The 24,547-nt window shown below is 71.0% G+C and carries 22 protein-coding genes and 1 pseudogene; 7 read left to right on the forward strand and 16 right to left on the reverse strand.

Annotated features, from left to right (window positions below; all coding sequences use genetic code 11):
• Positions 1-31: 31 nt before the first annotated feature.
• Positions 32-337, reverse strand: coding sequence for a chaplin family protein (locus tag OG245_RS36175; RefSeq protein ID WP_371627562.1), 306 nt, complete (start codon positions 335-337; stop codon positions 32-34).
• 618 nt (positions 338-955) lie between these two features.
• On the opposite strand from OG245_RS36175, the gene OG245_RS36180 reads away from it, so the two are divergent.
• Positions 956-1,189 carry a carbohydrate-binding module family 14 protein gene (locus OG245_RS36180; protein ID WP_371627563.1) on the forward strand — a complete coding sequence of 78 codons (234 nt, stop codon included), beginning with the start codon at positions 956-958 and terminating at the stop codon, positions 1,187-1,189.
• A 227-nt stretch (positions 1,190-1,416) separates the two neighbouring features.
• On the forward strand, positions 1,417-2,325 hold the full coding sequence (locus OG245_RS36185) for a RimK family alpha-L-glutamate ligase (protein WP_371627564.1): 909 nt from the start codon (positions 1,417-1,419) through the stop codon (positions 2,323-2,325).
• A 206-nt stretch (positions 2,326-2,531) separates the two neighbouring features.
• Here OG245_RS36185 and OG245_RS36190 read toward each other — a convergent pair whose 3' ends face one another.
• From OG245_RS36190 to OG245_RS36205, 4 genes and pseudogenes are all read right to left on the reverse strand, one after another.
• The gene (locus OG245_RS36190) at positions 2,532-3,320 is read right to left on the reverse strand and encodes a hypothetical protein (protein WP_371627565.1); all 789 of its coding nucleotides are present in this window, start codon (positions 3,318-3,320) and stop codon (positions 2,532-2,534) included.
• Entirely contained in the window at positions 3,317-3,868 is a 552-nt protein-coding gene (locus OG245_RS36195; RefSeq protein ID WP_371627566.1) for a hypothetical protein, read from the reverse strand. Before OG245_RS36195 ends, OG245_RS36190 begins: the two co-directional genes overlap by 4 nt.
• Positions 3,869-4,167: 299 nt before the next feature.
• Positions 4,168-4,761, reverse strand: a complete 594-nt coding sequence (locus OG245_RS36200; protein ID WP_371627567.1) for a hypothetical protein — start codon at positions 4,759-4,761, stop codon at positions 4,168-4,170.
• Positions 4,758-5,319 (reverse strand): annotated as a pseudogene (locus OG245_RS36205) (transposase family protein); the annotation flags it as partial. The pseudogene OG245_RS36205 and the gene OG245_RS36200, both read right to left, overlap by 4 nt.
• Before the next feature lie 165 nt (positions 5,320-5,484).
• Between OG245_RS36205 and OG245_RS36210 the strand changes: the two are divergent.
• A complete protein-coding gene (locus tag OG245_RS36210) occupies positions 5,485-5,877 on the forward strand; it encodes a hypothetical protein (protein ID WP_371627568.1) in 393 nt (130 codons plus the stop codon).
• Between the two features lie 169 nt (positions 5,878-6,046).
• On the opposite strand, the gene OG245_RS36215 is transcribed toward OG245_RS36210, so the two are convergent.
• The 5 genes from OG245_RS36215 to OG245_RS36235 all read right to left on the reverse strand — a co-directional run bounded on the left by OG245_RS36215 (position 6,047) and on the right by OG245_RS36235 (position 15,152).
• The gene (locus OG245_RS36215; protein ID WP_371627569.1) at positions 6,047-7,570 is read right to left on the reverse strand and encodes an aldehyde dehydrogenase family protein; all 1,524 of its coding nucleotides are present in this window, start codon (positions 7,568-7,570) and stop codon (positions 6,047-6,049) included.
• A 623-nt stretch (positions 7,571-8,193) separates the two neighbouring features.
• Positions 8,194-9,453 carry a GAF domain-containing protein gene (locus OG245_RS36220; protein WP_371627570.1) on the reverse strand — a complete coding sequence of 420 codons (1,260 nt, stop codon included), beginning with the start codon at positions 9,451-9,453 and terminating at the stop codon, positions 8,194-8,196.
• A gap of 108 nt (positions 9,454-9,561) precedes the next feature.
• On the reverse strand, positions 9,562-10,149 hold the full coding sequence (locus OG245_RS36225; protein ID WP_371627571.1) for an N-acetylmuramoyl-L-alanine amidase: 588 nt from the start codon (positions 10,147-10,149) through the stop codon (positions 9,562-9,564).
• A gap of 495 nt (positions 10,150-10,644) precedes the next feature.
• On the reverse strand, positions 10,645-12,048 hold the full coding sequence (locus tag OG245_RS36230; protein ID WP_371627572.1) for an SWF or SNF family helicase: 1,404 nt from the start codon (positions 12,046-12,048) through the stop codon (positions 10,645-10,647).
• The gene (locus OG245_RS36235) at positions 12,045-15,152 is read right to left on the reverse strand and encodes an SNF2-related protein (RefSeq protein WP_371627573.1); all 3,108 of its coding nucleotides are present in this window, start codon (positions 15,150-15,152) and stop codon (positions 12,045-12,047) included. Before OG245_RS36235 ends, OG245_RS36230 begins: the two co-directional genes overlap by 4 nt.
• Before the next feature lie 256 nt (positions 15,153-15,408).
• On the opposite strand from OG245_RS36235, the gene OG245_RS36240 reads away from it, so the two are divergent.
• Positions 15,409-16,479, forward strand: a complete 1,071-nt coding sequence (locus OG245_RS36240; protein WP_371627574.1) for a fatty acid desaturase — start codon at positions 15,409-15,411, stop codon at positions 16,477-16,479.
• Positions 16,480-16,559: 80 nt separating this feature from the next.
• Positions 16,560-16,742, forward strand: a complete 183-nt coding sequence (locus tag OG245_RS36245; RefSeq protein ID WP_050362970.1) for a hypothetical protein — start codon at positions 16,560-16,562, stop codon at positions 16,740-16,742.
• 32 nt (positions 16,743-16,774) lie between these two features.
• Here OG245_RS36245 and OG245_RS36250 read toward each other — a convergent pair whose 3' ends face one another.
• Complete coding sequence (locus OG245_RS36250; protein WP_371627575.1) at positions 16,775-17,635, reverse strand: hypothetical protein; 861 nt, start codon at positions 17,633-17,635, stop codon at positions 16,775-16,777.
• Positions 17,636-17,837: 202 nt separating this feature from the next.
• Here OG245_RS36250 and OG245_RS36255 point away from each other — a divergent pair, with 202 nt between their 5' ends.
• Entirely contained in the window at positions 17,838-18,743 is a 906-nt protein-coding gene (locus tag OG245_RS36255; protein ID WP_371627576.1) for an oxygenase MpaB family protein, read from the forward strand.
• Positions 18,744-18,833: 90 nt separating this feature from the next.
• Here the strand turns inward: OG245_RS36255 and OG245_RS36260 are convergent, their stop codons facing one another.
• The 5 genes from OG245_RS36260 to OG245_RS36280 all read right to left on the reverse strand — a co-directional run bounded on the left by OG245_RS36260 (position 18,834) and on the right by OG245_RS36280 (position 23,629).
• Complete coding sequence (locus OG245_RS36260; protein WP_371627577.1) at positions 18,834-19,436, reverse strand: methyltransferase domain-containing protein; 603 nt, start codon at positions 19,434-19,436, stop codon at positions 18,834-18,836.
• Positions 19,437-19,514: 78 nt separating this feature from the next.
• Complete coding sequence (locus tag OG245_RS36265) at positions 19,515-20,090, reverse strand: TerD family protein (RefSeq protein WP_371627578.1); 576 nt, start codon at positions 20,088-20,090, stop codon at positions 19,515-19,517.
• Between the two features lie 150 nt (positions 20,091-20,240).
• Positions 20,241-20,405, reverse strand: a complete 165-nt coding sequence (tatA, locus tag OG245_RS36270; protein ID WP_371627579.1) for a Sec-independent protein translocase subunit TatA — start codon at positions 20,403-20,405, stop codon at positions 20,241-20,243.
• An 88-nt stretch (positions 20,406-20,493) separates the two neighbouring features.
• Complete coding sequence (gene mgtA, locus OG245_RS36275; protein WP_371627580.1) at positions 20,494-23,262, reverse strand: magnesium-translocating P-type ATPase; 2,769 nt, start codon at positions 23,260-23,262, stop codon at positions 20,494-20,496.
• Positions 23,246-23,629: an ArsR/SmtB family transcription factor gene (locus tag OG245_RS36280; protein WP_371627581.1), complete on the reverse strand. Its 384-nt coding sequence runs from the start codon at positions 23,627-23,629 to the stop codon at positions 23,246-23,248. The genes mgtA and OG245_RS36280 overlap by 17 nt, the downstream gene beginning before the upstream one ends.
• Positions 23,630-23,951: 322 nt before the next feature.
• On the opposite strand from OG245_RS36280, the gene OG245_RS36285 reads away from it, so the two are divergent.
• Positions 23,952-24,533, forward strand: coding sequence for an ATP/GTP-binding protein (locus OG245_RS36285; RefSeq protein ID WP_371627582.1), 582 nt, complete (start codon positions 23,952-23,954; stop codon positions 24,531-24,533).
• The last annotated feature ends 14 nt before the right edge of the window (positions 24,534-24,547 follow it).

Consider the following 24,547-nt stretch of genomic DNA (forward strand, 5'->3'; position numbering starts at 1 on the left):
GCCCGCTCCTGGGTACCGGCCACCGTGTTCGTCACTCGGCCGGGCGGAACAGGGCCGTGCAGACGATGCCGCTGTTGCCGCATTGGTTGCGTCCCAGATGCAGCGGCAGCCCGATGTGGTTGCCACTTACCGCCCCGCTGCCGGCCACGGTCGCGCCGGCGTTCTGCGCACCTCCCTGGGCGATGCAGGTGTTGCCGAACGCGGCGTTCCCGACCCCGACGACATTCGCCTGCGCGGCACCCGCCGGCAGCAGTGCCACACCGGCCACCGCCCCCAAAACGGCTGCTCGTGCGCTCGTACGGCCGATACGGCTATGTCCCTGTGCCTGCGAGTCCACCGCGGTCTCCCTCTGTCTGTTCGGCCCCGGCTGCCGGGCCCGTCCGTTTTGCTGCGCCGTGCGTGGTTCGGCCGCACCCGATCAACGACACAGCCACGTTCCGGTCACACCCCCGCGCGGCGAGGAGAGGGTTACTCCTTTCTGCCCATCCGTGCACAACTATCCGCCTGAGCACGTCTGATTGGCCGGTAGGAGGAACACAGTGCGTGCTCCAGGATCTCCGCAGAGCTCCCTCTCGGGTGTGCCAGAGCCTTGAGCCTGGGCCTGGAACATCACGACCGCGAGCAGACAGAGCGGACCCTGCGGATTTCAGGGGGACCGCCGGTCGGAACGAGGCCAGCTCACCTTGCAGGGCCCACGGGGTCAGGACGGGCGACCTTCCGGGCCGTCGACGGCCCCGACACCCAGACCCGGGCGTCTGACGACGTAGCCCCTCGGGTCGGAGACGACACAGAGGCCGCCGGATCGCTGCAGTACCTGGTGTCCGGCCGGCGGCCACGGTGACGACGGCTTTCGGACACGGGGCGGACGGGTACCAGCGAGGACAACTCCTTCACGTGACCTTGCGCCGCCCCGATCCGTTGGATGCCCACAAGGTCACCTCCGAAAGGGACGCCCATGCCCAAGAAGATCCTCACCGCGTCGCTGCTCGCGGCAACCGTCGCCCTGGGGTCGGCCGCCCCGGCCCTGGCCGCCAGTCCAGCCCCGGCCACGGTCGGCACGACCGTCGCCGCTGCCGCGCCCATGGGCGACGAGCACACCATCGGGAAATGCTCCCCGGGGCTGCTCTTCGACTCGAACAAGCTGACCTGTGACTATGCGGGACTCATCAACTCCGATGGGCTGTTCTGACAGTCAAGCGCTTGAACGTCTGGCGTACCGGGCGGCAGCACGCGAGCTGCCGAGCTGCCGTACGAGTGTGCTCGCGCGGTGCTTGTTGCCGCCGGTCGGTCGTTGGCGTTGTCGAGAAGGCCGGAAGTCCTCGTGATGGCTGGCGAGGCTGCGGGATACGTCTGTCCCGGCTCGGTCCCGGGGTGGGGGTTGGTATGGAACGTGGGGTGTTACTGCCGCCGGTCGATGTGTGGCTGCTCGCGCGGGAGCGTCCTTTTCCACTGCGGGGAGCGACCCGGGAACTGGCCGATGCTCTCGCGGCGATCCACGGGCCGGGGTTCGCCGTGTGGCACACGGACGAGTTCGTCTTCGGTGTCCTCGAGGGGAGGCTGGTCCTGCGGACGCTGGGCGGCGCGGATGTTCCCGCCCCGAAGGTCGTGTGCGTGCGTCAGCTGCCCGGGTCGCTGCGCGACGACCGGGAGGTGTCTCTGCTGCGGCATCTGGAGCGTATGGGAGCGATGCTCCTCAACCCGCTGGAGGCGCAGTTGGTGTGCCGGAACAAGATCTGGCAGCTGCAGGAACTGGCCCGGGCCGGGCTGCCCGTGCCCGACACCATGTCCTTTGCGACCGCTCCTCTTGAGGGTGTCGTCCGCACCCGTCTCAGTACCCCGTGCGTGGTCAAATCGGTCACCGGCCACAAGGGAAGACAGGTGTTCCTCGCACCGGGTACGGAACTGCTGCACTCGGTTGTGGGTGCCCTGGCGCAGGAGACACCGCACCTCTTCCAGGAGTACGTGTCCCATTCGCACGGCCGGGATCTGCGGGTGATCGTGATCGACGGCGTCGCGGTGGCCGCCGCGGTGCGTACATCCCGTGATGGTGGCCTGGCTTCGAACATCGGGCGGGGCGGGGCAGCGACCCTGTGCCTGGGACGCTATCCGCAGGCGGAGGAGCTGGCCGCCCGGGCTGCCTCGGCCATAGGGCTCGCCATCGCCGGTGTCGACCTTCTCTTCGCTTCCGAGGACACGTTCACGATCTGCGAGGTCAATGCCGTCCCCGGCTGGCGACCTGAAATGACGGCGGTAACACCCGCCATCACCGACTGCATCGATCACCGCCTCAAAGCATGGACACCATCTGAGCTGAAGCGCACCTGAAGTCGGAGTCCAGGAAGTCACCACCGGCCGGCGCGCACCTGCCCCGTACAAGCGCGGGTGCCACGATGGCGCCGCTCGCGGGCTCTACTTTAAGCGCCCGCGCCGGGGCACCGCCGTGACAGTAGGCAGCGGGGCGTTCTGCCGGGAGGAGAGGTCAGTGGGCCGCTGTGCTGCCCTCGGACGCCTGGCGGAACGCGGGCGGGTGGTTACCGGGTCAGGGCGGTGTGGGCGAGGGCGGGGTAGGTGGCGGTGAAGGCCCAGAGGAAGACGTTCAGCCCCATCGTTGTGGCGCAGGCCAGGTGGAAGAGGGCCCCGGCGCTCAGGACGAGGAACAGTGCCGACGGCGGGGTGAGCAGAACCAGGGGGAAGAGGATCTCGAAGATGATGATCCCGCGGGCGGCCCAGGCGGTGGGGCCGGGGTGCCGGGCGGCCAGGGCGGCCAGGTGTGGGTTGCCGAAGCAGCGGGTTCCCAGGATGCCCGCCAGAGCGGTGCCGTCGCGCCATACCGGGGACGCGGCCTTGTAGAGGCCGGCGGTGAGGTAGGCCAGGGCGGACTGTGCGGCCAGGAAGTACAGGCTCAGGCGCATGGTGGAGGTGTGCGGGTGCAGGGCGGTGACGGTCAGCACGGTGAAGACCAGCAGCAGTATCTGGTCCGCGCCCTCCCCGCCGTAGGGTCCGCGTAACTGCAGCAGGACCGAGGCCAGGACGACGATGCCCAGCAGCACCGCGTGGGCGGGCGGCGCGGGGGCCGACCAGCAGATCAGCGCTGCCGCGGCCGCTGCCCGCGCACCGATCACGACCAGAATCCGCGGATAGGCCAACAGATGGTCCAGACGAGCCCCGTGACGGCGGTTCAGGCGGAGAACGTTCCAGCTGGCCAGGGACCTGTTGTCGAGCAGCGCCGGGCGGGCCAGGAATTCGGCGGAGGTGATCAGCACGCCGGTGGCCGCCAGGACCTCGACGGCGCGCAGCGCCTCGGCGGCGGTGAGCGTCACCTACCGCCCCGGGGATGTGTCGGGGGTACCCGGTGGTGCCGGGACAGGAACAACGGTTGAGGCACGGCACTGGCACGGTAGGTGGTGGTCGCGATGAGGAACTGCACCTCGCGCCCCGCCGCCGTCGGCTCCTCAGCCGGCAGGGCGGCGACCGCGTGGTTGAGGATCAGCAGGTACGGGACGGACAGCAGTGTGCCGGGATCGGTGCATCGCGGATCCGACAGCCGCAGGCTCTCCGCGAGATCGCGCAGCATCTTGCACTCCCTGCGGCCCGGATTCCACCCCCAGCTCCACCACGGGCGTACCGGTTCGGCGGTGATCTCCCGCCACGGCCCGGCCCTCCCCCCGTCAGGACGGACCCGGACCAGCAGGTGGTAGTCGTAGGTGTCCGGGCAGGGCGCGAAGAAGTGATACCGCGGCAGCAGCCGCAGCACGTCGAACCTCAGCAGCTTCTCCCACCTCGGGAACGCCGCGGGCAGCTGGGCACACAGGGTCAGCGCCAGCCAGAGGGCGAACACCGCGGCGATCCCGGCGTCGAAACCGCTCATCCACACTCCCCGGGGGGCGGTTCAGCCCATAAGACGGCGGCGGGCGGCCACGAGCTCCTCCACACTGGCACCGTTCTCGGGCGCCGCCTGGGGGCTGACCGCTGCCCCCGCGGGGGGAGGGGTCGCGTCATCGTTGAAGGTCGGGGTCCGCGGACGGTCGCTCCGCCCCGGTACCGGATCGGCTCCCACGGCGTCCGCGATGTTCCAGGCACTGCCGGCCATCGAGATCAACTCCTGCCGCGCCCATGCAGCCGTCACCTCATGCAACGAACAACAAATAAGCGCAAATAGATTCAAAATCACCATAACGGCCAGGCGGGCGGCTCGCCCTCCCGAGCCGCACTCCGCTGCGAGGGTGCCGACGGCGTCCTCCAGGCGAGGGCAGAGCCCGGGCGCCCGGAAAGGGGAGGGGGCACGTACGAGGCGGCAGGAGACTGCCGCCTCGTACGCGTGTCGGCCGGGTACGAGGCGGCAGCCGTTGGTGTCACGCCACGCCGTGGTGGGGGACGAGGCTGATACGACAGCTCACCGGCCCGCTCCAGTGCTGAGGGGTTGTGGTGATCGGCGATGACCGTCGCGTTCACATGCGCCTGGGCGAGCAGGACTGCCCCGCCGGAACTGAGGCCGACTGCGGGAGCATTCGTCAGGGGGAACCCGCAGCGTGCCCCGCGCCCGGTCCGGTCGGTCAGGGCGCGGCAGGCTTCCGGGCGGGGCAGCATGCGGTGGTTCCCGCCGCTGGCCACCGGCGGGTGCTTGCCGCAGGCCGGGCAGCGCTCCAGCAGCAGCAGGTTGTGCCGCGTGCAGGCGAAGGCCCAGCCCAGGCGCCAGTGCAGCTGCCACCGCCCCTGATCGTCGGCCAGGCAGGCGGGACAGTGAGCCTTTTCCAATCTCATGTTGAGGCGTGGTGGAGGACGAGGACTGCCTTCACGATGTCGGTGATCCGGTTGGTGCTGCAGCGGAGTTTCCGCAGGAGGCGCCAAGCCTTCAGCACGGCATGGCCTGCTCGCCGACGCAGCGGATCTTGGCGTGACTGCTGTTGTGCCGTCGCTTCCAGCGCTTGAGCCGGCGGCCCCGGAAGGGGACTCGGATGTGCCGGCCGGCGCCTTGGTAGGCCCTGTCCGCCCAGCACTTCAGGCTTGCGGTGGCGAGCGCCTCGATGATGCCATGGCCTCGGGCCGCGGTCAGGTCGTGAGTGGCTCCGGGCAGGCCTGGTGACGCCCAGAGCAGTCGGCCGAACGGGTCGGTGAGGACCTGGACATTCATGCCGTGCCGCTTGTGTTTTCCCGAGTAGTAGGGGTGTCGGCGGCGATCCGGTCGATCGGCAACAGCGTGCCGTCCAGGATCACGAACGCTTTCGTCCGGGCCGCCTCCATCGCCGTGGCCAGGGTCGGTGCGCGAGCGGTCAGAACTTCGATGGCCTCGCGTATGTACCGGTAGACGGTCGCGATGCCCGCGAAGCTCCTGGCGGCACGGGTGATCTTGGTCGAGAACCCGTCTACCAGGAGCTTCGTCGTTCCGTACAGCCCACACCGACCAACACCACAACCCCGCCGTCAGGTTGGAAAGGGCTCAGGCCCAGTGCCGCCTACCGGCCAGCGGGTGGGGTCTTCTCAACGGTGCCCATCCCGCCCGTACTCGTCCGCATGCTGCGCGAGCACATAGAACGCTTCGGTGTCGCGCCTGACGGACGTCTGTTTCGCAACGCGGCGGGAAACTACATCGAGGCCGCGGCGTACGGCATCACATGGGGACGGGCACGTGAGGCCACACTCACCCTCGACGAGCACGCCCTTGCGCTGGCGAAGCGCCCCTACGACCTGCGCCACGCGGGAATCTCGTTCTGGCTCGCCTCCGGCGTCGACCCCGCGGAGTGCGCGCGCAGAGCAGGACAGAGCATCCAGGCCCTCTTCCGCTACTGCGCCAAGTTCCTGGCCGAGGCGCGCAACCACGCCAACACGTTGATAGAGGAGTCGATGCGGCGGTGGGACGAGCCGGAGAGCGGTGTGTAGGGCGCTCGAGTCGGACCTTGGCCCGGAAATGCCCCGGAACAGCTGGTCAGAGGTGGGACAGCGGTGGGAGATATCGGGAGTAGCCTCGTAATTCGACCCACGGGTCCAATGTGCGTAACGAAGGGCGCCTGCCAGAGAAATCCCCTGGTCAGGCACCCTTTTGCTGTGCCTAGAAGAAGCCCAGCTTCTTCGGCGAGTACGACACCAGAAGGTTCTTCGTCTGCTGGTAGTGCTCCAGCATCATCTTGTGGTTCTCCCTGCCGATGCCCGACTGCTTGTAGCCGCCGAATGCCGCGTGCGCCGGGTAGGCGTGATAGCAGTTGGTCCAGACCCTGCCTGCCTTGATCCCGCGTCCCGCCCGATAGGCAGTGCTGATGTCACGGGTCCAGACTCCGGCCCCCAGCCCGTACAGGGTGTCGTTCGCCGTGCTGATGGCGTCGTCGAAGTCGGTGAAGGACGTCACGGCCACGACCGGGCCGAAGATCTCCTCCTGGAAGACCCGCATGCGGTTGTCGCCCTCGAAGACCGTCGGCTGTACGTAGTAGCCCCCCGCCAGCTCACCGTCGTGCTCGACGCGCTGGCCACCCGTCAGGATCTTCGCTCCCTCCTGTTGACCGATGTCCAGGTACGAGAGGATCTTCTGCAACTGGTCGTTGGAGGCCTGGGCGCCGATCATCGTGTCGGTGTCCAGCGGGTGACCCGGCAGGATCTGCTCCGTACGGGCGATGCCCGCTTCCAGGAACGCGCCGTAGTGGCCGCGCTGAATGAGGGCACGCGACGGGCAGGTGCACACCTCACCCTGGTTGAGGGCGAACATGGTGAAGCCTTCGAGAGCTTTGTCGAGGAAGTCGTCGTCGGCGCGCGAGACGTCGTCGAAGAAGATGTTCGGCGACTTGCCGCCCAGCTCCAACGTCACCGGCTTGATGTTCTCGGAGGCGTATTGCATGATCAGCCGCCCCGTCGTGGTCTCACCCGTGAAGGCGATCTTCGCGACGCGCGGGCTGGAGGCGAGCGGCTTCCCGGCTTCCGCTCCGAAGCCGTTGACGATGTTGACGACGCCGGGCGGAAGCAGGTCCGCCACCAGGCTCAGCCAGTAGTGGATCGAGGCAGGCGTCTGCTCGGCCGGCTTGAGCACCACCGCGTTGCCCGCGGCGAGGGCGGGAGCGAGCTTCCAGGTGGCCATCAGGATCGGGAAGTTCCACGGGATGATCTGGCCGACCACGCCGAGCGGCTCGTGGAAGTGGTACGCGACGGTGTCCTCGTCGATCTCGCTGAGCGAGCCCTCCTGAGCGCGCAGAGCCCCCGCGAAGTAGCGGAAGTGGTCGATGGCCAGTGGGATGTCGGCCGCCAGTGTCTCCCGTACGGGCTTGCCGTTCTCCCAGCTCTCGGCGACCGCCAGCTCTTCGAGGTGAGCCTCCATCCGGTCGGCGATCCTGTTCAGCACCGACGCCCGGTCCCCGGCTGATGTCGCGCCCCAGCCCGGGGCAGCCGCATGAGCGGCGTCCAGGGCCAGTTCGACGTCGTCGGACGTGCCGCGCGCGATCTCGGTGAACGGCCGGCCGTTGACAGGGCTCGGGTTCTCGAAGTACTGACCTCGGGCCGGTGGGACGTACGCGCCGCCGATCCAGTGGTCGTAGCGGGACGCGTAGGTGACGATCGCGCCCTCGGTGCCCGGCGCAGCGTAACGGGTCATCTCAGTGGCCTCCCGATCCGGTGCCGCCCGCCGTTGGACGGCCTTCGGGGCGAGGCTAGGGTCGGGGACGTTGCAAGGGCGTTGCACCGGCGCCGCGGAGCATCATTTGCCCTTTCTCCGTCGTAGTGGCCTGTCGATCGACAGCGGGATCAATCGCCTCGAACGCCGCCGTGCCGTCGCCACGCGATACCACAGGCTCGCTATCCGCCCCGAGGCGACCGTGGTCGTCGCTGCCGTCAACGAGTGGCCAACACAGGCACCAGCCCGTCCGACGGCACCAGCCCACGGTCGCCGCGATACCCGAGAGACCAAGGGAAGCCCGTCGAGCCAGCCGGAGACTTGGCCTTCGGACGCACCGGCCCAGCCCTTGGCATCCGGCTCCGAGACCTGGCGGTTGCCCGGGTCGCCAGAAGCGTCGGCGTCCTCGGCCAGGGACAGCTCGTCCCGGTGGCGGAGAAAGCCGGCCAGGAAGACCGACGAACTCGTGCCTGGGACGAGAGTGCCATCGACATCGAAGAACACGGCACCCGCATGGTCGGATGAGCACACCGGCCAAGGATGGCACCGCCGTGCGAGACACAGGTACGGGAGAACACCCCGTGCTTCCGATACCCGCATCCGTCCTAGCCGCGCTGTTCGGCGTCCAGCCCCCGTACCCGGGCCAGCAGTGCCGCCCGCTGGTCCACCGGAGCCGCCCCGGCCAGGGCGCTCCACACGGGTAGGTCCTCCTCGCCCCACGGGCTGTAGGCCCAGTCGGCCAGCAGCCCCGGATCGCCACGGGCGATCAGCGCCGCCCGCAGCTGCTCCGAGATCCGCCGCCGCAGACGTACGACCGCAGGAGCCCGGGAACCCGGCAGCAACGGGCCGGCGTACGCGCCCAGCGCCGCCGCCACCGCGCCCGAAGCCAGCCTGCGCGTCACCGTGTCGAAATCGGCGTCCACCGGGACGGACAGCCGGTACGGGCGTGATTCCAGCAGGTCGGGACCCAACAGGCGGCGGAGTCGGGAGAGTTCGGCTCGTAGCGTCACCGGGGTCACGGACTCGTCCTCGTACAGCTCGACCAGCAGCTCGTCCCCGCTCAGGCCCTCCGGCCGACGGGTCAGGGCGACCAGGATCTCACTGTGCCGCCGGCTGAGCCGCAGCCGGCGCCCGTGCGCCACCAGCAGCGCCTCGTCCCTGCCCAGCGCGGTCAGCCGCACCGACGCGCCGTCGGACTCCGACGACGGCGCGAGCAGCGCGAGCTGCGACTCGGCGGCCCGGGCCACCGCCTGGACGAACGCCAGACTGTGCGGGTGGGCGAGGCGGTCGCCGCCCGTGATGTCCACGGCTCCCAGCACCCGGCCCGTCCGGGGGTCGTGCAACGGCGCCGCCGCGCAGGTCCACTGCTGGACCGGTCGCAGGAAGTGCTCGGCGGCGAAGACCTGGACCGGACGGTCGACCGCGATGGCCGTTCCCGGTGCGTTCGTCCCCGCCACGGACTCGGCCCAGCGGGCGCCCTCCACGAAGTTCATCAGGCCGGCCCGCCGCCGCGCCGCCCTGTGCCCCTCGACCCACAGGAGGCGTCCGTGGGCGTCGCAGACGGCCAGCAGGTGTTCCCCGTCCGCCGCGTACGCACCCATCAGCTCGCGGATCACGGGCATCGCGCGGGACAGGGGATGCGCCGCCCGGTACGGGCCCAGCTCGTCCGGGCCGAGCTCTACCGCGGGGGCGTCGTCCGGGCTGACCCGTGCCCGTGCCGAGCGTCGCCAGGACGCGCCGACCACCGCACGGACCGGCTGCTCCAGGCGTCCCGCCGAGGTGAACACGTCATGTGCGCGGCGCAACTCGCCGCTCCGTGCGCCGGGATCGGTGTCCGCTTCCAGAGCCACCCAGGGATCCGTCAACTCACCCTCCCGCCCAAGGGGTTTCGTGCCCTCCCATCGTCGTCGCCGACTGCCTCCGCGACAAGGCCGGTGCGGAGAGTCATCACCACGGGTGGCTGGGGACGAACCTCATACGGCGTCGACGACGAGCCGGAGATAGCGGTCCCAGTCCCAATGGACGCCCGGGTCGGTGTGGTCGCTGCCCGGAACCTCGTGATGGCCGACGATGTGCTTCCGGTCCTTGGGTATGCCGTGGCGGTCGCAGATGTCCGCGGTGAGCCTGGCGGACCGCAGGTACATGACGTCCGTGAAGAACTCCGGGCGATCCACCCAACCTTCGTGCTCGATGCCGATGCTCCGGGTGTTCCAGTTCCAGTTGCCCGCGTGCCATGCGATGTCCTTCTCGCGTACGCACTGGGCGACATGCCCGTCGCCTGAACGCACCACGTAGTGGGCCGACACCTGTTTCGCGGGGTCGCGGAAGATGCCCGCGGTCGGCGTGAACAGCTGTTGCGCGACGTGGATGACGACACGGTCGATCCTCCGCTCCGAAGGGCGGGCGGGGACGGTGAAGTTGGCGGGGGCGGCCGGAGCCCAGAGCGCGGTCGCGTAGTCGGTCGGGCCCTTCGGCGCCGCTGTCACGGCCCGCGCGGAGGCGGGCAGGACGGCCGCCGCCATCGTCGCGGCGGCGCACTGAATGATCCTTCTGCGGTGCAACGACACTCCTGAGGCCGGGGCCAGGGGCCAGGGGCCGAGGCGTGGGCGGGAAGGTGCGGGACAGGGGACAGGGGACAGAGACAGGTGCGAGGTGGGAACAGGGGGCAGGGAAAGGTGCGAGGTGAGGAGCAGAGGCGGAGGCTTACGGAGGCAGAGGCGTACGGAGCTGAGCCGGAACAGCTCTCCTCTCGGGCCCTCGACCGCCCCGCCTCAGCAGATGACGAGCCCGCCGGACATCCGGTTCCCCGCAGCCGGTGTCCGGACAGGCCTCGGCTCCCGGCGCGCACACGGGAGCAGGGGCTGTGCCTCCCGGTCTCCCACCTCTTCCGCGTCTCCCGGTCTCCAGCGTCGGAGCCGTCGTTTCCTCGCGAGCGATGGGATAGCCAGGCGCCCTGACCTCAGCCCCTCAGCCCCTCAGCCCCTCAGCCCCTCAGTCCCTCAGCTCCAGCCCTTCAGCCCCGTCCCCTCTGACTGACCGGCCCCAGGCCCCCCGGTTCAGACAGCCGCGTCCGCCGCCCCGCCGCAGGCTCCCGCCAGCGCCCCCGCCGGGTCGTCGTCCGCCGGTCCGGCGGGTACCCAGCGACCGCGCTCCTTCCGGTAGGGCCACCACCGTCCGTTCCGGTCGAACCGGAGCTGGAGGTCGGCGCCCGCGACGGTCCAGCGGGCCCGGCCGCCCGACCGCAGCGCCGGCCGCTCGCCCGCCTCCCATGCCTCGCCGAGCCGGGCACGGGCCCGCGCCAGGTCCTCCGGGCCGGGCGTCCACTCCTCGTCCAGCACCGCGAGTGCCGCGGCCCCGCCGTACCGCCAGGCGCGGACCGCCGCGTCCAGGTCCGCGGCCGGCCGGCCGGACCCCGTGGCCAGCCGGGCCCCGATCCTCGTCTCCGGCCGGGTGTCCGCGGCCAGCCGCACCGCGTCCTGCCGCGGAGTCAGCTCAAGGGGGAGCGGCTGCCCTTCGTGCCCCGGGGCCAGAGCGTCCAGCAGCATCCGGTGGGCCCGCACCGCGCTGTCGGCCGCCAGCACCTCCAGCGCCGCCGGGTCGATTCCGGGCGCGGGGGCGGTCTCCGTGTCCAGGGAAGGTCCTTGTCCCGGTTCATCGGGGGCCGGCGGGGGAGTGGGCAGCGGCGGCAGGATCCCGGCGGCCGCGAACGCCTCGTCGGCCGGGACCCCGCGAACCTCCCTCTCCACGTCGTCGGCGCCCTCCCGCGCCACGTCGCCGTCCGCCCGGACCGCTCGGGCGGCGCTGCGCACCTGGAGTTCGTCCAGCAGCCGCCGCTCCTCGCGCCCCCGCATCAGCAGCAGGACGAACGGGTCCTCGTCCAGCAAACGCGCCATCTGGTAGCAGAGAGCACCTGAATGCGGGCAGTGGTCCCAGGCCTCACAGGTGCACTCCGGCTCCAGATCACCGATGCCGGGCAGCAGATCGACCCCGGCGCCCGCCGCGTCCTCCACCAGGTGCGGCGGCATCTCCCGGTCCAGCAGCGCCGCGATGTGCCCGGCCCGGTCCACGGCCATGTCCAGGAACCGGTCCCAGGCGCCCGCGCCGAGCTGCTGGAGCAGGACGTCGCTGCGGTAGGCCGTGCCGTCGCGGTCCCGCACCACGGCCGTGATCCGCCCCGGCCGTACGGAGACCGCCCCGACCCTGCCCTCACGGGCCAGCCGTCGGCCCTGCTTGAGCTGCTGGCCGTCCAGCGCGGTGTCCTCCAGAGCCTTGAGCCACGCCAGTCCCCACCAGGACGTGGCGAAACCCCGGCCCTGCGTGGGGGGAAGCGCGGCGAACACCCGCTCCGCTCCGCGCCGGCCGTCCCGCGACGTCTCGTCGTCGCTCCGATCGGAGGCGTCCGCGTCGCCCACCCTGTACTCCGCCCCGTACGCGTAGTCGTCCTCGTAGTCGTCGCTCATCGCGTGCCCCCTCGCAGCTCGACCAGGTCGGCCAGTTCCGCATCGGTCAGTTCGGTCAGTGCCGCCTCGCCCGAGCCGAGCACCGCGTCCGCGAGGCCCTGCTTGCGGGCGAGCATCGCGGTGATCCGGTCCTCGATCGTGCCCTCGGCGATCAGCCGGTGCACCTGTACCGGCTGGGTCTGGCCGATCCGGTACGCCCGGTCCGTCGCCTGCGCCTCGACCGCCGGATTCCACCAGCGGTCGAAGTGCACGACGTGACCGGCCCGGGTGAGGTTGAGCCCGGTGCCCGCGGCCTTGAGGGACAGCAGGAACACCGGTGCCTCGCCCGCCTGGAAGCGCGCCACCATCTCCTCGCGCCGGGCCACCGGCGTACCGCCGTGCAGGAACTGCGTGTCCACCCCGCGCGCGGCCAGGTGCTTCTCCAGCAGCCGGGCCATCTGCACGTACTGCGTGAAGACCAGCACCGAACCCTGCTCGGCCAGGATCGTGTCCAGGAGTTCGTCGAGCAGCTCGACCTTCCCCGACCGGTCCGTGATCTGCGGTCGCTCCTCCTTGAGGTACTGCGCCGGGTGGTTGCAGATCTGCTTGAGGGCCGTCAGCAACTTCATCACGAGGCCCCGCCGCTCGAAACCGTCGGCGGCGGAGATCTCCGCGAGGGTCTCGCGGACCACCGCCTCGTACAGGCCGGTCTGTTCCGGCGTCAACGACACGGCCCGGTCGGTCTCGGTCTTCGGCGGCAGCTCCGGCGCGATTCCCGGGTCGGACTTGCGGCGGCGCAGCAGGAACGGCCGCACCAGCGCGGCGAGCCGCTCGGCGGCGCCCGGATCGTTTCCGCCCTCGACCGCCGCCGCGTACCGCGTACGGAAGGTGCTGAGCCGTCCGAGCAGGCCAGGCGTCGTCCAGTCCAGGATCGCCCACAGCTCGGAGAGGTTGTTCTCCACGGGCGTGCCGGTGAGCGCGACGCGGGCACGGGCGCCGAGGGTACGCAGCTGCTTGGCCGTCGCCGAGTGCGGGTTCTTCACGTGCTGCGCCTCGTCGATGACGACCATGCCCCAGGACACAGCGGCGAGCCGGGGCGCGTCGAGGCGCATCGTGCTGTACGTCGTCAGCACGAACTCGCCGTCCACCAGGCCTTCCAGGGAACGTGACGCGCCGTGGAAGCGGCGGACGGGGGTGCCCGGAGCGAACCGCTCGATCTCCCGTTGCCAGTTGCCCATCAACGACGTCGGGCACACGACCAGCGTCGGTCCGGCCGCGTCCCGGTCGCTCTGCCGGTGCAGATGCAGCGCGATGAGCGTGATCGTCTTGCCGAGGCCCATGTCGTCGGCGAGGCAGGCGCCGAGACCGAGGGAGGTCATCGTGTTCAGCCAGTTCAGACCGCGCAGCTGGTAGTCGCGCAAGGTCGCGTTGAGCGCTTCGGGCTGCCCGATCGACTGCTGGGAGGCGGACTCCGGGTCGGCCAGCCGGTCCCGCAACTGCTGGAGCCAGCCGGTCGCCGCCACCTCGACGCGACGGCCGCCCACCTCCGTCGAACCGGTCAGCACCGCGCCGAGGGCGTCGATCGGGGTGACCTTGCGGTCCTGGGTCTCCCGCGCCCGGCGCGCCTCCTCGGGGTCGATGAGCACCCACTGGTCGCGCAGTCGCACGATGGGCCTGGTGGACTCGGCCAGCCGGTCCAGCTCCTCGCGGGTCAACTTCTGGTCGCCGAGTGCGAACCGCCAGCCGAAGGACAGCAGCGCGTCGGCGGAGAGGAACGAGGGCATATCCGTGGCGCTGCGTCCCCGTGTCCCGGCCGCCTGTCCGTCGCCCTGCCGGTCCATGAAGTCCCGGTCCAGGAAATCCGGATCCGCGGAGTCCCGGTCGTCCGGGCCGATCACTGCGCGCGCGGTGAGCTTCCTGGCCAGTTCCCTGGGCCAGTGCACCTGCACACCGGCGCCGGCCAGGGCACGCGAGGCGGACCCCAGCAGTTCGGCGATCTCCTCGTCGGCCGGTTCCACCGAGTCCGGCACCGCGGCGGAGAGCAGCGGCGCCAGCGGCGGCCAGGCGCGGGCGGCCCGGCGCAGGGTGAGGAGGGCGTCCATGCGGGCCCGCGGTCCGAACGCGGCGGCGGTCCGCGAGTCGCCCGCCCACACCTCGGCCGCGTCGGCGACCAGGGTGGGATCGCTGACGCTGTGAATCTGCAGTACGGCACGGAACGACGGTGGGGCCGGCTCCGGACCGGGCCCCGGCCCCACCGCTTCCGGGGCGGCCTCCGTGTGTCTTTGCGGCGAGGTCACGCCTGCGACCTCGATACGCAACGAGAGCCGCACGCCCGCGTCGTGACCGGCCGCCACGTCGGCGGCCCAGGCCCGCCCCTCGGGCAGGTGCTGCGGCTTCCGGGAGGCGAAAGCCGGGCCGGCGGTGGCGAGCCCTGCGGCCGGTGTACGGGGCATCGCGTCGGCCACGGCATCGAGGAACGCACGCAGCAGGTGCTCCGGTTCGGGCAGCAAGGGCGGCAACGGCAGCAACGTTTCGCCGCCGTCGGCACCGTTCGTCGTGCCCCGCTCCCGCTCCTGTTCCCGCGCTCGGCCCGGCCCGCCCGCGCCCCCCTTGTTGCCCGCCCCGCCCGGTCCGCCCCGTCCGGTCGGCTGCTCGTCGCCCTCGTCGGGTACGGGGGTCGCGTGGGCGGTCGGCGGCATCGAAGCCGCCAGTTCCCGGATCCGGTGGAGGTCGTCGGCGCTCAACGGCCCGATCCGCCAGGCGTCATGGTCGGTGCCGCTCAACCCCGGCAACAGGAGGCCGCGGGCCACGAACTGGAGCGCGAGAAGCGCGGCGGCGCCCCAGAAGGTGGTGGCGGGTGAGGCACCCGCGACGGCGCGTGCCCGGGTCAGGACGGGCAGTGCGTCCCGTACGGGGAGGTACCGTGCCGTGACCGTACGAGGTCGCAGATCGGATCCGACGACGGTCAGTTCCGACGAAGTCCCGGGAGCGTCGGAAGGGGTGCTACCGTCCGGGTTCCAGAACGCGATCCCGCCGGTACGGGCTGGATCCGCGGGGACGAAGACCGCGGAGCAGCGGGAGAGTTCGGCGATCTCGGAGGGCGTTGCCGCAGGGTGCCTGTGCACAGCGATGTCAGATTCCTCAAATTTGACTAGTGGGCGGAGTCGCCGAGGGTACTCCATTTCGTGTGGCGACAGGCCGTTGGGCTGTGTGGTATGCGTCACTTCTTCTCGTGGTGCGGCCCCGATGGTGCAGCCAGCCCCACCATCGAGCACGGGGGTCTGCCCCAGGGGAGCCCGGGTGGTGGCGCCATGGTCCCCACCGGCCCCGATCCGTACGTTCGATGAGGTCAGCGCATATGTTCCAGAGACCGGAGACGTCATGCCCCAGGCGACAGCCACTGTTGCGGATCCTGCGGACGAAAGCAGTCCTGACCGTCCGGCCGGCGTCCGCGAGGCGGCACCCGGCAGCGACTTCGCGCCGCTGTTGCGTGCCGTGCGGGACCAGGGGCTGCTGGAGCGCCGTACTGATCGGTATGTGCTCGGCATCGCCGTCAATCTGGTGGCCCTGGGTGCGGTGATCACCGGCTTCGTCCTGTTGGGCGACAGCTGGTGGAGCCTGCTCCTCACCCTGCCGCTGGCGGTGCTGTGGACGCGTACGGCCTTCATCGCCCATGACGCCGGACACGCACAGATATCCGGCGACCGCAGGACGAGCAGAGTGATCGGTCTCGTTCACGCCAATCTGCTTCTCGGAATGAACGAGGCGTGGTGGAACGACAAGCACGTACGCCACCACGCCAACCCGAACCACATCGACAAGGACCCCGATGTCGGTGTCGGCGCCCTGGTCTGGACCCAGAAGCAGGCGGCGCAGCGTGAGGGACTCGCCCGCTGGCTGACCAGGAACCAGGCCCGGCTGTTCTTCCCGATGCTGTTGCTCGAAGGCATCGCGCTGAAGATCTACGGATTCCAGTTCCTGCGCCGCCAGCCCCTCCGGGAGCGGGTCGTCTCGGGGCTGCTGCTGACCGCGCACCTCGCCCTCTGCGCGACGTTGCTGCTCAGCACCCTGTCCCCGGGCAAGGCGATCGTCTTCGCCCTGGTGCTGCACGCGCTGTTCGGCCTGCACCTGGGCATGGCCTTCGCCCCGAACCACAAGGGAATGGAGATGCCCGACCCCGACGGCGAGCGCTGGGGCCACCTCCAGCGGCAGGTCCTGACCTCGCGCAACGTACGTGGCGCCGTCCTGACGGACTGGTTCCTCGGCGGGCTGAACTACCAGATCGAGCACCACCTCTTCCCGAGCATGCCCCGGCCCAACCTGCGTCTCGCCCAGCCCCTGGTCAAGGCGTACTGCTCCGGTATCGGCATGCCGTATGCGGAGACCGGGCTGATCGAGTCCTACCGACAGGCGCTGTCGCACATGCACGAGGTCGGCGAACCGCTGCGATAGCACGGCCTACGGGGAACGTAAGGACGCGCGGACGCGTTCACACAACAGGAGCGGCGCCGGCCGCGAAGGAGGCGTGGACCATGTCGAATGGTGCGAAGGTCGCTATCGGGGGAGTGCTCGCGGCAGCCATCCTGTGGCCCCTGATCGGATTCTGGTGGGCGCTGCTGATCGTGATCGGTGTTCCCGTGGCGGGCTATCTGCTGCTGGACCCGTCCCAGCGGCGCAGGCTCCGCAGGATCAACCGCAAGGAGATCGGTCGCTGAGCATGAATCGCCCCGCGTGACCGGCGTGGGCGTCACGCGGGGTGAACGGCCAGCCCGTCCAGGGCGGCGAGCAGGCCGGGCAAGGCCGCTCCACGCCCGACGGGAATGACCGTGCCGGGCTCCTCGTCCAGCAGGAACAGAGCGATGTCGTCGGTACGGGCCACCATCGACCACCCAGGACCGTCGACGCGCAGGGTACGTGCGTCGGCCGAGGCGTAGGAGGAACGGATCCGCCCGGGCGGCGGTGGGGCTTCGGTGTAGGCGGTCGCCTCCGCGAGGGCTCTGCGTACGCCGGGGTGCCGGGGGGACGTGGAAGGACCGCCCTCCGGCTCACCCTCGACGCTGCTCTCCGGCCCTCCCCCGGCTCCCGGCCGCGGGAACCGCACGTCGTCCAGCTGCTCGCGCCACACCGGCCACTGCGCGGCGATCTCGTCGGCTCCGAGCCGCCGCTGCGCCGGGCCCCAGGCCTCCGCATCGGGAGGAGCCAGCGCCGCCGGGCCCTCCCCGTCCGTCTCCGGATCGTGCGGATCCGGCACGCCGGGCGCGGAGACGGCGAGCTCCATGGGCCAGCCCGGCAGCGCACACACCATGGAGCGCTCGTCGGGAGAGAGCTCGTGTTCCATGCCGCAGTCCCAGGCGGCGATGGCGACGGCCACCTGGGAGGCGTCCTCGACGACCACGGTCCACCGAGCTCCCTCGCCGTCCTGGCCGAGGACGAGACCGTAGCCCTCCTCGTACGGTTCGAGCGCGAGAGCGCCGCACGCGGCCACATAGTCGTCCCCCAGCACGCTGGGAAACCGCGCGGGCGTCAGCAGCATCGCGGTCAGCACCAGCAGCGCGTCGTCGGCGACCGCGTCGTCCGCACCTTCCATGGTGTCCTCCCCATCGATCATCGCCCGCCTCCACACCGCTCGGCCCTGCGTCCTTCGCTCCGTCGGCGCACCCTAACTACTCGGTAACCTCCTCGTCGAGGCCTCGACGGTAAGGATTGAACGGAGCTGTACTCGCCCTGTTCGGGAGCTGGGAAAGCCGAAGGACCGGGCGTGGGGAAGGCGTCCGCGTAAGGTTGGAGGTCCGGCCGAACGAGGGGGCAGCGTGGTGGAGCGGTACGACCGGCTCAAGGAGATTCGGCGGCTGGACCCCGAGCGGGACTTCCTGGAGATCTACCGTCTCACCGTCACCTACGAGTTCCCGTGGGACGTCACCCGCGCCCTCGAACTGGCCCTCTACCGCACCTACGCCGTGCCCAGCATCGGCCGACTCCTGGACGAGACGGCGGAGTTGACGGAGCGATCCCAGAAACGTTACGACGACACCGCCCTGCTGCTCGACACGGTGGTGGAGCACGGCTTCGACACCGACGAAGGCCGCACGGCCGTCCGGCGGATCAACCTGATGCACCGCGGCTACGACATCAGCAACGAGGACATGCGCTACGTCCTGTGCACGTTCGTCGTCACCCCGAAGCGCTGGCTGGACAACTTCGGCTGGCGCCGCCTGTGCTGCCACGAGCTGAGAGCCTTCGCCGCCTATTACCGTACGCTCGGCACCCGCATGGGGATCAAGGACGTTCCGGAGACCTACGAGGACTTCGAGCGCACCCTCGACGCCTATGAGAACGAGCATTTCGGCTGGGACGCAGGGGGCCGCCGGGTGTCCGACGCCACCCTGGCGCTGATGGGGTCCTGGTATCCGGCGCCCCTCGCCCCGCTGGTGCGCGGCGCCAGCCTCGCGCTCCTGGACGACTCGTTGCTCAGGGCGTTCCGCTACCGCCGCCCGGGGCCGGTGGCCCGCGGAGCGGCCAGGGGAGCGCTCCGGCTCCGGGCTCGTGCCGTCCGGCTCCTGCCGCCCCGGCGGAAGCCCCACTACGCGCGCCAGAACCCCGAGATCAAGGGATATCCGAACGGGTACGAGATCGCGGAGCTGGGAACGTTCCCCACACCGGGCGTCCGTGGCTGCCCGGTCCCCGGCCACCGGCCGTCGCCGTCGCACGCCGACTGATGCGCCGGGTCCCGACCGGCCCCTGCGTCGAGCTTCCGCGTCTCGGACGCTGCCTGTACGGCGGCGGCGGGCCCGGCCGCGCCCGCCGCCTCAGGCCTGCCTGACGGCGAGGGCGAGGAAGCGGTCGTCCTCGTCGGTATAGGACTCCAGCCGCCACCCCGCACCGGCCAGCAGCGCACGCAGCCTGGGCTCGGCCCGCAGATCGTCGTCGGTGACGCCGCGTCCCTGGCGTGCGGCGAGGGCGGCCCGGCCGATCGGATGGAACAGCCCAAGGACTCCGCCCGGTCGCACCACGCGGGCGAGTTCCGCCGCATCGGCCTCGGGCCGGGCCAGATGCGAGATCAGCCCGGCCCCGAACACCGCGTCCAGGACTCCGTCACGCAGCGGGAGCCGCGCGACGTCGGCACGGACGAGTGCACCGCTCTCTCCACGTCCCGCCCGCACCGCCGCCTCCAGCATGGCCGGAGTGAGGTCGGCGCCCAGCACCGTTCCCTCCGGCCCGACCACCGCCCGCAGTGCGGGAAGCGCCCGCCCCGTCCCACAGCCCGCGTCGAGCACGGCATCGCCGGGACGCAACCCGAGCAATCCGGCCGCGGCGGCGTAGGCGGGGCCGTCGTCGGGGAACCGGCTGTCCCAGCCGGCCGCACGCGGCGTGAAGAAGTCCAGGACGTGATGGGTGTGGTCGTCGGTCATTGAGACATGATCGCGCAACCGGCGCGGCGTGCGACCGTCATCGGAACCCGCCCCGTCAGGCCTGACGATGACGCCCGGTCAGACATTGACCCCGTAGTCCGAGGCGATGCCCGCCAGGCCGGAGGCGTAACCCTGGCCGACCGCGCGGAACTTCCACTCGGCGCCGTGCCGGTACAGCTCGCCGAAGACCATCGCGGTCTCGGTGGAGGCGTCCTCGCTCAGGTCGTAGCGGGCGAGCTCCACGCCGTTGGCCCGGTTCACCACGCGGATGAACGCGTTGCGCACCTGACCGAAACTCTGGCCCCGGCTCTGGGCGTCGTGGATCGAGACGGGGAACACGATCTTCGCGATCTCGGCGGGGACCGACGACAGGTCGACCTCGACCGACTCGTCGTCTCCCTCGCCCTCACCCGTCAGATTGTCGCCGGTGTGGCGGACCGAACCATCGGGGCTGTTGAGGTTGTTGTAGAAGACGAAGTGGCCGTCGGAGAGGACCTTCCCGGCCGCGGAACACAGCAGCGCACTGGCGTCCAGGTCGTGATCGGCTCCGGTCGTGGTCCGAACGTCCCAACCGAGCCCGACCGTCACGGCGGTCAGGCCGGGGGCCTCCTTGGACAGGGAGACATTGCCGCCCTTGGCCAGAGTCACACCCATGAATTTCCTCCAGTGCTCCGTCGGTCCGCACCGGCGATCCCGGCCCCTGCGGCTTCACCGCGTCCGGGCCCGGTGACCGGTGCTGTTCTGCTGTCACTCTTGTCGCCGCTACCTGTGCGAACGCTCGGCTCCCCTGCTTCCATAGCGCGGTCAGCGGGCGTTCTCGTCCTTCATCGCCCTGGCCTCGCTCTTGAGGATGCGCAGGGACTTCCCCAGCGCGCGGGCGGTGTCCGGCAGCTTCTTCGAGCCGAAGACGACGATCACGATGACCGCCAGGATCAGCAGGTGCCAGGGTTCCAGTCCGTTGCGCAACACTCTGGTCCTGCCTCTCTCCGTTCGCACGACAACAGTTGCCGCATTGCGCAACTGTACAACTGATGATGCGGATCGGAAACGGCACCCCTCAGCGTTCGGCAGGCTCGTCATCGTGCGGCCGGCGGCGCTCGTAGCGGCGGCGGGCCGCCGCCAGCCCGACCGCGTACAGTCCCAGGACCGAGCCGAGCGACAGGTAGTAGAGGGGTGGCAGGGCGCTCATACCCAGCAGTGCCCCGAGCGGTGTGAGCGGCAGGAGTACGCCGACCGCGGCGAGGCCCGCCGCGGCGGCCCGCAGAGGCCCGCCCGCCCTGCGCTCGGCGGCAGTGCGGCCGGTCCGCAGCAGGACCATGACCAGGGCCTGGGTGAGCAGGTTCTCCGTGAACCAACCGGCGTGGAACGCCGCCTCCCCGCTGTCCCCGGACGCGCTGTGGAGGGCGAGCGCGAGCACCCCGAAGGTGGCGAGGTCGGCGGCCGCGTTGAGCAGGCCGAAACCCGTGATGAAGCGCAGGAAGTCGCGTGGGCGCAGCACGGTGGGGCGGCGCAGGACCGACGCCGCCGGGCGGTCGAAAGCGAAAGCCAACTGCGCCGCGTCGAAGCAGAGGTTCTGTACCAGCACCTGCGCGGGGAGCATGGGAAGGAAGGGCAGCATCAGCCCGGCCGTCAACATGGCGATGACATTGCCGAGGTTCGACGAGAGGGTGATCCGCAGATAGGTGGCGATGTTCCCACTGCTGTGTCGGCCGGCCAGCACCGCACGGTCGATCGCGGTGAGGTCCTTCTCCGCCAGGACGACGTCCGCCGCCTCCCTGGTCACGTCCACGGCGTTGCGGGGGCAGATGCCGACATCAGCGGCGTGCAGGGCGGGCAGGTCGTTGACGCCGTCGCCGAGGAAGCCGGTCGTGTGGCCGCCGGAGCGCAGGGCCGAGACGATCCGGGCCTTGTGCTCGGGGGTGCAGCGCGCGAACACGGTGGCCCGGTCCGCCACCGGGACCAGCTCCGCGTCCGACAGGGTGTCCACCAGTTCGGCCGTCACCACGTCGTCGGGGCCGAGGCGACCCTCCGGGCGCAGGCCGAGGTCCGCGCACACCCGGGCGGCCGTGCCCGGATGGTCCCCGGTGAGCACCTTGACCCGCACACCCCGGCGCGCGAGCACCCCCAGCGCGTCGGCGGCGCTCGGGGCCGGGATGTCCCGCAGCGCCACCAGGCCCAGGAAGGTCAGCCCCCGCTCGTCCGCCGGGGTGTACGCGCCCGCCCGGGCCGCCCGGTCGGCGCGGGCCACGGCCACCAGACGCAGCCCCGTCTCCGCCTTCCGGTCGGCGAGGGCGAGCAGCCGATCGCGCTCCTCCCGGTCCACGGCGCACCGGTCGAGCACGGCCTCGACCGCGCCCCTGGTGACCAGGGTGTGGACACCGAGCCGGCCCGGTCGCCCGACCACGGCGGTCGCGACCCGGCGCACCGGATCGAAGGGCAGTACGGCGACACCCTCGTACGCCTCCGGATCCACCTCCCCGCCAGCGGACGGTCCGCACCGCTCGGCGGCGTCCAGCACCGCTTCGTCGAGTGCGTCGGCCGCGGGCAGGTCCGCCAGCTGGAGCGTCCACCACACGCTGACGGCCGCCCACCGCAGTACGTCGGGGTCGGACCGGTCCGTACCGTCGGTCGTCTCCGCGACGACGGGCCGGTCCTCGGTCAGCGTGCCGGTCTTGTCCAGGCACAGCACATCGACCGCCCCCAGGTCGTGCAGCGCCGGGAGCCGTTTGACGATCACTCCGCTCGTACGCGCCAGCCGAGCGGCTCCCCGCGCGAGTGTCGTCGTCACGATGACCGGCAGCATCTCCGGGGTGAGACCCACGGCGACGGCCACGGCGAACGGCAGTGTCTCCAGGCCCCGGCCGCGCAGCGCCGCACTGGCCATCAGCACCAGGGGCGGAGTCAGGAGCATGAAGCGGATGAGCGTCCAGGAGATGCCCTGGACCGACCGGTCGAAGGAGCTCGCACCCCGTTGCCCGGCCCGGCCGTCGTGGGCGGCGGCGAACCGGGTCTCCCCTCCGGTGGCAACGATCACCGCCGTGCCACTGCCGGAGGTGACACTGCTGCCCTGGAAGCACCATTCCGGCTGCGCGAACGGTCCGGCCCCGGACAGCGCGGGGTCGGGGACGTCGAGCGCCTGCTTGGCCACCGGCACCGACTCCCCGGTCAGCGCCGACTGATGCACGGTGAGGCCGTCGCCGCGCAGCAGCCGCACATCGGCGGGGACCAGGTCGCCCGGCCGCAGCCGGATCACGTCCCCCGGCACCAGGTCGGCGACCGGTAGCTCCCGTTCCAGAGGAGGTGCGTCGTCCGAGGCCCTGCGCACCACGGTCGCCGTGGTCGCCACCAGTTCGCGCAGCGCCGCGGCCGAACGGTCGGCGCGATGTTCCTCGACCGAGCGCAGCAGACAGCTCACTATGACGAGGGCCAGAATGACGCACGCGGTGCCCCACGCGGAGACGAGTGCCGATACCAGGCCGAGACAGAGAAGTACGGAGGTGAACGGATCCCGGAGGCTCCGCAGGAAGCGGCGGGGCCAGGGCACGGGCCGCCGGGTCGGCAGCACGTTCCCGCCCGTCCGGCCGAGCCGGATCTCCGCCTCCGTCTCCAGCAGTCCGCGAGGTCCGCTGTCGAGGGCTCGCAGCGTCTGCAGCGAAGTGGGCCCGGCGCCGGACGCCGGAGCGGCGCCCGTGCGGTCTTCACCGGGTGCTGCCGCGGCGGACGTGCCGGGGCCGATGCCGGGTAGCGGTGTGACGGAGGCCGGCGTACCGGCGGTGGCGTGTCGTCCGGGGCCCGCGGCCGAACCGCTCTCAGGCACCGAGCTCACGCAGGCGGACCGGATTCCGGGCGGAGCGGCCGGGATGTCCGGAGTGCCCGGCGCGCTCGGTCAACTGCCCGACCATGAGTCGTACGACCATCACCACGTCGGGATCGTCGACCAGATAGACCTGCCGACGGCCTTCACGGCGCGATCGGACGAGACCGGCCAGCTTCAGCTTCGTCAGATGCTGGCTGACCGAGGGAAGCGTCCCGCCCACCCGCTCGGCGAGCCCCGTGACATCGCTCTCGCCCTGGGCCAGCGCCCACACGATGTGCAGGCGTGCCGGTGTCGCCAGGAGCCCGAACGCCGCCGCGGCCTCCGCCAGCACCTCCGCGGGCGGATCCTGGAAACCGCCGCCGGAACCTGTCGACACGCTCGAATCTCCTCGTCCCCGGGCCGCCTGTCGGGACCCGGCACCGGTGCCCGTTGAGGACAGCCGAAACATCCAGTGTAGGGGCCGTGGCGGAAGGGCCCGAGGTCCGAGTAGGGCATCCGGCCCGACCAACGGCAAGGAGCGACCGTGACCGAGCCACATCAGTCGAGAACGATCAACCCACTCGAACGATCCCGACCGGTTGCCATGCTGTCGGCCCCTGGCGATTCGCGAAGAGAGCAGGGGCGCATGTCCTCCGAACACATCGACGGCGGCGAGAGCTCCGGTACCGCCCGCCGCCCCCGGAAACGTGGGCAGGAGCATGATCGGAGAGGACATCGCGCTCACCTTGAAGATCGTTGTCGCGGGCGGCTTCGGGGCCGGGAAGACGACCCTGGTCGGCTCGGTCAGCGAGATCCGCCCGCTGCACTCGGAGGAGACGCTGAGCGGGAACGGGCGTGGCCGGTACGAATCCGACGGCATGGAGCGGAAGGGCACCACGACCGTAGCGATGGATTTCGGCCGTATCACCGCCCACTCAGGCTTGACGCTCCACCTGTTCGGCACGCCGGGTCAGGACCGCTTCCGATTCCTCTGGGACGAGCTGTGCGAGGGCGCCCTCGCGGCGATCGTGCTCGCGGACACCCGGCGTCCCGGGGACTGTTTCGCCGCCGTCGACTACTTCGAGCGCGGGCGGGTTCCGTTCGTCGTCGCCGTCAACCGGTTCCCCGGCGCTGCTGACCATACGGAGCACGACCTCGCCCGAGCGCTCGACCTCGCCCGAGGCACGCCGGTCGTGCCGTGCGACGCCCGCGACCGGGCATCCGGAAAAGAAGTCCTGATCCGTACGGTCGAGTACGCCGGGCGTATGCACACCGCACGGCTCCTCGCCTCCGTCGGCTGACGGCGCGACATCGC

The sequence above is a fragment of the Streptomyces sp. NBC_01116 genome, from assembly GCF_041435495.1.
Classification (GTDB): domain Bacteria; phylum Actinomycetota; class Actinomycetes; order Streptomycetales; family Streptomycetaceae; genus Streptomyces.